Consider the following 8,978-nt stretch of genomic DNA (forward strand, 5'->3'; position numbering starts at 1 on the left):
CACCGGATCGACGTTGCAGAGGCCCAGCAGGTAGCCGACCATCGTGCCGACGCCCGAGCCACGGGCACCGACCGGGATGCCATTCTCGCGGGCGTAGTTGCAGAAGTCCCAGACGATGAGGAAGTAGCTGCAAAAGCCCTTGCCCGCGATAACGCCGATCTCTTTCTCCAGGCGCTCGCGCACGGCCGTGTCGACGTCGGTCGTGCCGTAGCGCCAGACGAGGCCGTCTTCGCACAGCTGCCGCATGTACGCCTCGTCAGCGGCGTGGTCGGTCTTATTGTCGAAGTCGCTCGGCACTTTGTAGACCGGCGCGTACTGCTTGCCGAAGTCGAGCTCGACGTTGCACTCGTTGGCGATGCGTCGCGTGTTGGCGTAGGCGTCGCCCAGGCCGGTCAGAGCCTCGCGCATCTCGGCGGGGCTCTTGAGGTAGAGCTCCTTCGGATAAATCAGTCGGCCTTCGTCGTCGTGCTGTTTGCCCGTGGAAATGCAGCAGAGGCAGTTGTGGGCGAAGTGGTCTTCCTTCTCCAGCCAGTGGACGTCGTTGGTCCCAACCACGCCGACGCCGAGGCGGTTGGCCAGGTCGACGAGATCGGGGTTGACCTCGTTTTGTTCCTGAATGCCGTTGCCCTGAACTTCGATGTAGAAGCGTTCCTCGCCGAAGATGCCGGCGTACATCTCGGCGATGCTCTTGGCCTTCTGCTTGTCGTGCTTCAGGTAGGCCGACGCGACCTCGCCACCAAGGCAGGCGCTGGTGCCGATGAGCCCGCCGCTGAACTCTTGCAGGATCTCTTTGTCGATCCGCGGCTTGTAGTAGAAACCTTCCTTGTAGCTCAGGCTCGACAGCTTGAGCAGGTTGCGATAGCCCTCCAGGTTCTGTGCCAGCAGCAGCAGGTGGTAGGCCGACTCGCCCGGCTTGGTCGTGCGATCGTCACGACGCGTCGGCGAGATGTAGGCCTCCATGCCAAGGATCGGCTTGACGCCCGCGTCGACGCACGTCTGGTAGTGCTCGATCAGGCCAAACAGTGCGCCGTGATCAGTGATCGCGACGGCGTCCATGCCGTGCTCTTTGGTGCGATGGACCAGGTCCTTGACCCGACACGCCCCGTCGAGCATGGAGTAGTGCGTGTGGACGTGCAGATGAACAAAGCCGTCCGTGGTCGCGTCGCCGGGCATCGGCGGAGTCTAAGGAAGGCCCACGCCGCACAAAGCCGGAGCGGGCAGCGTGTCAGCTTCTCCACGCCTCGCCCTAGCGGGCTGGGCGTTGCGTCCTCTTGGGCAGCCGGTGACGTGTCAGAAGCCCTTGCCGATTTCGTCTTCCTCGCCTAGGACCCACCAGACGCCATCGCGCACCATGTTGCGGAAGATGCGGTTGGAGTACTGCTCCTTCCTGTCGCCCAGGCCGATGTAGAAGACCCGGCCGCCTTCGAACTCCTGGCACCAGACGATCGGGTGGAAGCCCTCCATCTTCTTGCTCGGCTCGGCCTCGTAGCTGTCACCGTCGAGTGAGAGGAGCACGTGCAGATCGGGCTGTACCTCCTTGAAGTTGTACCACTCGTCGAACACGGTCCAAGGATTCGGCACGCCGGCCATGGTCGGGTGCTCGGCGTCTTCGACGATGACGTCGGCCGGCTGCGGCTTCGGGTGGTTCTTGAATCGGGCACCGATCATCCGCCCGAACCAAGGCCAGCCGTGCTCGGTGTCGGTCGCCGCGTGAATGCCCACCACACCGCCGCCGCCTTGAACGAAGGCCTTGAACGCAGCTTCCTGCTCAGGGTTGAAGATGTCGCCGCTCGTGTTGAGCAGCAACACGGCATCGAAGTCGGCGAGCAACTCTGAATTGAAAAAGCTCGAGTCCTCGGTGAAGGTCGTGTCGAAGCCGTTGACCTTGCCGACCCACTCGACCATCTTCTTCCCTTCGGGAATCGAGGCGTGGCGGAACTTGTCCGTCTTCGAGAAGACCAGCACCCGTTTCGCCTCGCGGTAGACGCCTTCGGCCGGCTCCGGCTGACCCGGAATGCGGTGGATTGTCGTCCACGCTTCGTTCGACCAAAGGAATCCTCCTGCCGCACTCAGGACATCGAGCGACATCCGCATCACGCGGCCAGCCTCCATGTCGGGAATGACGAGCTTCACGCTCATGCCGTCGGACGACGGTTCGGCAGACGAAACCTCCACACTCTTCTCGTTGACCTTCGGTCCGCCGTAGGTCGAGGTCGGCCTGTAGTACCAGTGGCTGAGCGTGTAGCGGCTCGGGTCTGCCAGGTGCTCGATGTCGGCCGGTTCGGTGAATCGAATCGTCACGCCGTCCGACTCGACGCTGACGGAGTGCATTTCAAACGGAATTTCGCCGGTCGGCGTGAGCCGTTGCAGGCCGGCCGTCGTTGTGCGCCACGACCAGGATCGCGACGCGCCGATCGCGCCGACGTACAGCTCGCCGCCATCGCCCCAGGCGAGCCGGTTCACGCCACCCTCAAAGCCCTGCGAGTGCCGGAAGGCTGTCCCTTGCCAGCGGCCGTCGATCTTCTCGAAGTGGATGCGCCGGAGTCCGCCGACTTTCACGTCGCCGGTGAGCGCCTGACCCTTGAATGGGCCCGACTCGAACATCACGCTGTCCGTCGGTGACGCGGAGATCTGCCCGTGCGGCAGAACCACCGCCGGGGGCGTGACGGGCTGGTCCTGGAAGTCAGCCGGGTATCCGCCGTCGGGGTAGCGGTTGGTCTTGGCGTTGTCGTTGTAGTGGCCGTAGAAGCGGCCCGGCTCCAGGTGGTACAGCCCGTTGGCGGGCTTCCAACGCCCTTGATTCTCGCCGACAAACTGCTCCCCTTCCGGGCCGACAAACAGGCCGTTGGGCGTCCGCAGACCGCCGGCGAGGTAGCGCAGCTGCCGCGTCTCGGGATCGATCTCGACCCACGACCCACGGTGCGGCGGGTGAACGCCGAAGCCCGCATCGCCGTCGCGGATGAACTTCTGTCCGTCGAAGCCGATCGACGTCGACAGTGTCACGTAGAGCTTTCCGTTGCTGATGACGGGCCCGAACGTGAAATGGTGGTAGTTGTCCGACAGCCAGCCACGCGCGAACGGCGCGACGTCGCTGTAGACGCCGTCGCCCTGGTAGTCGGAGAGCTGTGTGACCTGATCGATCTCGGCGACGTAGAGGTGGCCTTTGTGCAGTGCGATGCCGAGCGGGTTGCTGAAGCCCTCGATGGTCTGCGTGATCTTGGGCGAGTCGCCGTCAGCCCCGTCGATGATGTGCACCACGCCGTTGGCCGTCGGGTCGACGCGGCCGCTGTTCATCGGCTTGAACTCGGTGATCGCCAGACGACCGTCGCCGAGATAGGCCATGCCCCCGACTTGCGGCACATGGCCATCGGGGTGAACAGGATCGACGCTCCACATTGGGTGAATCGCATCCAGAGGCTGACCAAAACCGGGACGACCTGGATTGGACGGATCCAGCACCCGCTTGAAGCCGGGCGCCACAACCCGCGTCACGCCGGCCGGCGTGCGCAGGCTCGTCGAGGGAACGATCTCGAAGCTCTCCGATCCCGGCACCTTCCACTCCAAGCGCAGCGTGCTTCGCCACGTGTTGGACCACTGCTCGATGCGGATCGGAAACGCGCCTTTGGAGAAGGTCAGCTCGACCGTTGTCAGTTGACCATGCTTCGACTCTCCGACTTCGAAATCGTCGATGAACAGCTTGGCACCTTGCCTTGCGGAAAGCCGGAGCACGTACTCGCCCGGCTCTTCGATGAGCAGGTCGCCGGTGACATGCGTGTAGCTGGAGTCGTTGGCCGCGCCGAAGTCGTCGGCGGTGAGGTCGATGACGTCTCGGCGCGCTGCGATGTTGGGTGCCTGATCCGGCGCGACGCGTGCGTACTGGCCGACCTGGGCGTCGACGGTGTAGACGTCGACGCTCACACCGGGAAGGAAGCCGGAGCCGTCCGCACTGTCTTCGGCCGCCACCTGCGCTGCCGCGGGGGCAACCAGCAGGGGCACCAGAACACTCACCGCCACAACGGCACGACAGAACAGATCGCGGGAACTCATCGGAACAGTCTAGATCGGTCTAAGGACAAGCTTTACTAAATAAAGTAGAGCAACGTCGCAACGTTACAGGTCGCTGCCACGGCGAGGATACCGTGCCCCATGGCAGCAAGCGAGGCGAACAAAGAGCTGGCAGGCATGTTCGCTCAGATGGCCCGCGTGCTCGATCTCAAAGGCGGCGGCTTCCGGGCGGTGTCTTTCCAGAAGGTCAGCCGGCTGCTCGACGAGATGTCGCAGGACGTCAAGGCCCTCCACGACGAAGGCGGCACCAAGGCCGTCGAGGCCCTCGCCGGCATCGGCAAGTCGTCGGCCAAGATCATCGACGACTTCTTCACCACCGGCACCAGCCCCGATCACAACGAGCTGCTCGCCAGCGTCCAGCCGGGCGTGTTGGCCATGCTCGACATCCCCGGCATGGGCCCAAAGACCGCCCAGGCCGTCTGGCAGGAACGGGACATCACGACCATCAACCAGCTCTCCGCCGCCATCGCCGACGGGTCGCTCTCGGACCTCAAAGGGCTCGGCAAGAAGAAGCTCGAAGCGATCCAGCAGGGCATCGACCTGCTCGCCCGCGGCAACAAGCGTCGCGGCATCGGCTCGGCTGCCAAGGTCGTCAACGCCATGCTCGAACGGCTGCTCGATCTGCCCGACGTCAAACGCGCCGAGCCCGCCGGAAGCTTCCGCCGCGGCAAGGAAACCGTCGGCGACCTCGACTTCCTCGTCGTCACCGACAAGCCGGCCGACACGCTCACCGCCTTTGCGGAGTTTCCGGAAGTCGAACGCGTCCTCGTCAAGGGCGACGCCAAGTGCAGCATCGTCACCAAAGACGGCCTGCAATGCGACTGCCGCGTCGTGCCTGAAGCCCACTACGGCGCGGCCATGATGTACTTCACCGGCAGCAAGGAGCACAACACGCGGCTCCGAGGCATCGCGCTCGAACGCAAGCACACGCTCAACGACTGGGGCGTCTTCGACAAAGCCGCGTGGGACGAGCATCAGAAGTCCCGCAAGACCGGCGGCATCCCGACCCTCAAGCCAGCCGCGGCGAAATCGGAAGAGGAGATTTTCGAGTGGTTCGGCATGCAGTGGGTGCCGCCGGAGATGCGCGAGGACAAGGGCGAAATCGAACTCGCCGCCGAGGGCAAGTTGCCGAAGCTGATCGAGCAGGGCGATCTCAAGGGCGACCTCCACACGCACACGACCGCCAGCGACGGCACCGCGAGCATCGTCGAGATGGCCGAAGCGGCGAAGGCCCTCGGCTACACGTTCCTGGCGATCACCGATCACTCCAAGTCGCAAATCCAAGCCAACGGCCTCGACGCCGATCGCCTGCTGAAACACGCCGACGCGATCCGCCGTGCCAACGACGAGGTGAAGGGCATCGAGCTCCTCGCCGGCACCGAATGCGACATCCTCAGCGACGGCCGCCTCGACTACGAAGACGACATCCTCGCCCAACTCGACTGGGTCGTCGCGTCACCTCATGCCGCGTTAAAGCAAGACGCGAAGAAGGCGACCGACCGCATGCTGAAAGCGATCGACAGCCCGTATGTCAACGCCATCGGTCACCCGACCGGCCGGCTGATCAACAAGCGCGACGGCCTGCCGCTCGACATGGCCAAGGTCATTACCCGTGCCAAGGAGACCGGGACCGCCCTCGAAATCAATGCGGCTTACCCACGGCTGGACCTCAACGACCTCCACGCCCGCATGGCCGTCGAGGCGGGGGCGATGCTGACGATCAACACCGACGCCCACACGACCCGCAGCCTCGCCGCCATGCACCTCGGCCTCTGCGTCGCCCGCCGCGCCTGGGCGACCAAGGCGGACGTCCTGAACTGCCAGACCCCGGCGGCGATTAAGAAGTGGGTGGCGAAGAAGCGGGCATGACCGCGGCGTCGCCTGAAATGGGTTTGCGACCATTGGTCCGACGAGGATCAGCTCCGCGCGTGAATTATCGCTTGCAGTCGTTTGAACCGTTGTTACGGTAGGGCAGGCAGCGATCCATTGGTTGATCCCCGGGCAACTTCACCGACTTTCGTCTCGAGGATTGCAGTCTTTTAACCATTGGTGAGCGCCGCGAACGGTCCGTGCGGAGGAGCGTTCGGTTGCCTGCTGCCCATCTCTCTCGTGGAGCAACCATGACCACCGTCTCGTCTCGCCGACGCCATCGCTCGGGCACTTCTGGGGCCGATCGGCGTCCGCCGCACTTCGAACCGCTGGAACACCGGCGACTGCTGACCGCCGTCCAGGCAATGGATGCCGACGACTTCGTCGACTCGCTGGGCGTGAACATCCGGCTCAACAATGACGGCACGCCTTACGACACCCGTTTCAACGATGTCCGTAACCGGCTCAACGAACTCGGCGTGCGCCACGTCCGCAACGTCGCGCCCGAGGGGAATCCGACGTTCGGGTCCAATCCGAACCGATGGGGCGAGTACATCAATCGCCTCAACGATCTCGGCGACGATGGCATCAAGTCGGCACTCACCTTCAATAAAAGGTTGAGTAATAAGACGCCTGACTTCAACGCGATCGACGACATGCTCGGGCGAATTGAAGATCATCTCCAGGGCTCCGTCGAAGCCGTCATCGGCCTCAACGAATACGACAACAACGCGCCGTCCTCGCAACGCAACGACGGCACCTGGGTTGACGTCTGGCGCGATTACCAGGACGACCTCTATGCCGAAGTCAACAGCAGCTCGTCGAGCTGGGTCCGAAACCTCGACGTCGTCGCCGGCCCGGTCGCCTTCCCGAATCGCATCGACGACCTTGGCAACGTCACCGATCGCGTCGACGTCGGCTCAGCCCACTACTACACGGAATCGCGACCGGAGAACAACAGTCGGCTCAACGAGATTGTCAACAATCGATCAATCGCCTTTGGCAGCAAGCCCGTCTACCTCACGGAGGGCGGGTACAACTACGCCTCTCTGACCAGCGGCGGCATCAGCGACAAGGCGGGCGGAAAGTATGTGCCGCGGTACCTGCTGAGCAACTACCTCGCGGGTGTCGAGCGGACGTATCCGTTCGAGTTCTGGTCCCGCCGCAACGACGGTCAGGCGGAACGCGAGTCGCACTTCGGCCTCATCGACTACAACGGCAACCGCAACGTCCACTTTTATGCGATGCGGAACCTCATCGATCTCCTCGGCGAGGCGACGTGGAACGGCGACGACTGGATCCGCCCGATTTTCTCGCCGGCGAAGCTCAACTACTCGCTCTCGGGCAATACCGGCGACGTGCAGGAGGCACTGTTCCAGAAGTCGGACGGCACTTTCTACCTCGTGCTTTGGCAAGACGATTCCGTCTGGAACACGGCTGCAACGCCCAGCAACCCGCCGACCGGCGACATCAGCAACAGCAGCGCCAGCGTCACGGTCAACTTCCACCAGGACGTCGACCGGGTCCGTCGCTACTCAAACCTCGACCAGAACAGCGGGGCCAACGTCGACCAGACGGTGAACAACCCGTCGAACACGTTCAACGTCAGCGTGCCCGACGAGGTCGTCGTTCTGGAGATCGACACCGGCAACAGCCTCAAAATCGAGGCTGAGCACATGGAAGAAACCGTCGGCACGGACTGGCGTGTCCGCACCATCAACGGCAACACCTTCCAAGGCACCATCAACGGCAGCGGCAACGGCTGGAACAACCAGGACAGCCCGCCTCGAATCGCTTACACCGTCGCCAACGTTCCGGCAGGCCAATACACCGTCGATGTCCGCGGCGACACGAGTTCGCAGGGCTCCAGCGAGCGCGGCCGGAACAACTCCTTCTGGCTTCGCGTCAACGGCGGCACTTGGGAGCTGATGTCTTTCGATACCGACCGAGGCGGCTTCTTCGTCCAGAACTTTGACACGACCTTCAACCTGACCTCCGGCGACAACCTCGTTGAGATTGCTAAGCGTGAAGACGGCACCCGCATCGACTGGGTCGAGTTCGTCCCGACCGGCCAGGGCACCGGCACCGGCTCGTCAAGCCCGAGCCCCTTCCCAGGCGAGGCTACACGCTCCGAACGCAAGTTGTTCGGGGACGGGCTTCAGCTCAGCCTGACCGCGCCTGTCGCGAGCATCATTTCCGGCGTCACGTCGCTGTTCAGCAACTCCCGATTCTCAGCCGAGCCGGAGCTCGACGAGTAGGGCATCGAGCGCATCGACTGCTTCCTTCGTCGGATGCTCCGGTAGCGAAGTGCGATCTCGCTCCCGCTCGAGCATTTCGCGAAGGCGGTGATATTGCCGCTGATGAAAGTCGATGTCGACGTTTGCGAGGGTCTGACGCTCGTCACCGGCAATCTTGAGAGCGATGAGCTCGTCCAGCCACGGGAGTTGCTCTTCCTCGTTCAGCCGGGCGAGATTCGCCTCGACGTTGCCCGTTCTCATCAGGTGCAGACCCGTGAGCAGCACCCGATACAAATATAAAAGCGGCTTAACTCTTGGCTCACCTTTATTGAATAGCTTCCACTGCGTTGCTGCAAAGCCAAGATAGTGGTCTGCATGGAAGCGCGTCACGACACCGTCTGCAATCTCACGCAGCGTTTGGTGAGCAGGTGTTGTCTTGACGACAATGGGCGAGTGGAGTTGCTCCAAGACGTAGCCATTCTTCTTCAACATCAGCTTGAAAAACTTCCCGACGTCATGACTGACCAGGTCAAGCTCAAGACCACCTTGATCGCGATCGTCGCGTGACTCGTCAATCGTGTCCCGCGTCGGACGCATGCTGAGCACTTCACGCGCCGGCAGCACGTGGCTGGCGCGCAGATCCCAGTCGCTGTTAGCTGAAGGGAAGCCGTACAGATGGGCGCCGCTGACCGTTGCGAAGACCAGGGGATACGGCTGGCGATCCGAAACCTCGCGGAGGGATCCGGGGAGCTCAGGGTCGTGCATCGAGGTCCTCCACGGTCTCTATCGCGTCACGCCGAGCCTTGA

At 63.2% G+C, this 8,978-nt stretch carries 5 protein-coding genes; 2 read left to right on the forward strand and 3 right to left on the reverse strand.

Annotated features, from left to right (window positions below):
• A partial coding sequence (locus tag AAGI46_13265; GenBank protein MEM1013175.1) for a PHP domain-containing protein occupies nucleotides 1–1,173 on the reverse strand: 1,173 nt, incomplete at its 3' end.
• Between the two features lie 117 nt (nucleotides 1,174–1,290).
• Nucleotides 1,291–4,047, reverse strand: coding sequence for a ThuA domain-containing protein (locus AAGI46_13270; protein MEM1013176.1), 2,757 nt, complete (start codon nucleotides 4,045–4,047; stop codon nucleotides 1,291–1,293).
• A 99-nt stretch (nucleotides 4,048–4,146) separates the two neighbouring features.
• Here AAGI46_13270 and polX point away from each other — a divergent pair, with 99 nt between their 5' ends.
• Nucleotides 4,147–5,934: a DNA polymerase/3'-5' exonuclease PolX gene (gene polX, locus AAGI46_13275; protein MEM1013177.1), complete on the forward strand. Its 1,788-nt coding sequence runs from the start codon at nucleotides 4,147–4,149 to the stop codon at nucleotides 5,932–5,934.
• Between the two features lie 251 nt (nucleotides 5,935–6,185).
• Nucleotides 6,186–8,192, forward strand: a complete 2,007-nt coding sequence (locus AAGI46_13280) for a hypothetical protein (protein ID MEM1013178.1) — start codon at nucleotides 6,186–6,188, stop codon at nucleotides 8,190–8,192.
• On the opposite strand, the gene AAGI46_13285 is transcribed toward AAGI46_13280, so the two are convergent.
• Nucleotides 8,166–8,936, reverse strand: a complete 771-nt coding sequence (locus AAGI46_13285) for a nucleotidyltransferase domain-containing protein (protein ID MEM1013179.1) — start codon at nucleotides 8,934–8,936, stop codon at nucleotides 8,166–8,168. The genes AAGI46_13280 and AAGI46_13285 overlap by 27 nt on opposite strands.
• Nucleotides 8,937–8,978 lie beyond the last annotated feature (42 nt).

The sequence above is a fragment of the Planctomycetota bacterium genome (genome assembly GCA_038746835.1).
In the GTDB taxonomy this organism is placed as follows: Bacteria; Planctomycetota; Phycisphaerae; order Tepidisphaerales; family Tepidisphaeraceae; genus JBCDKH01.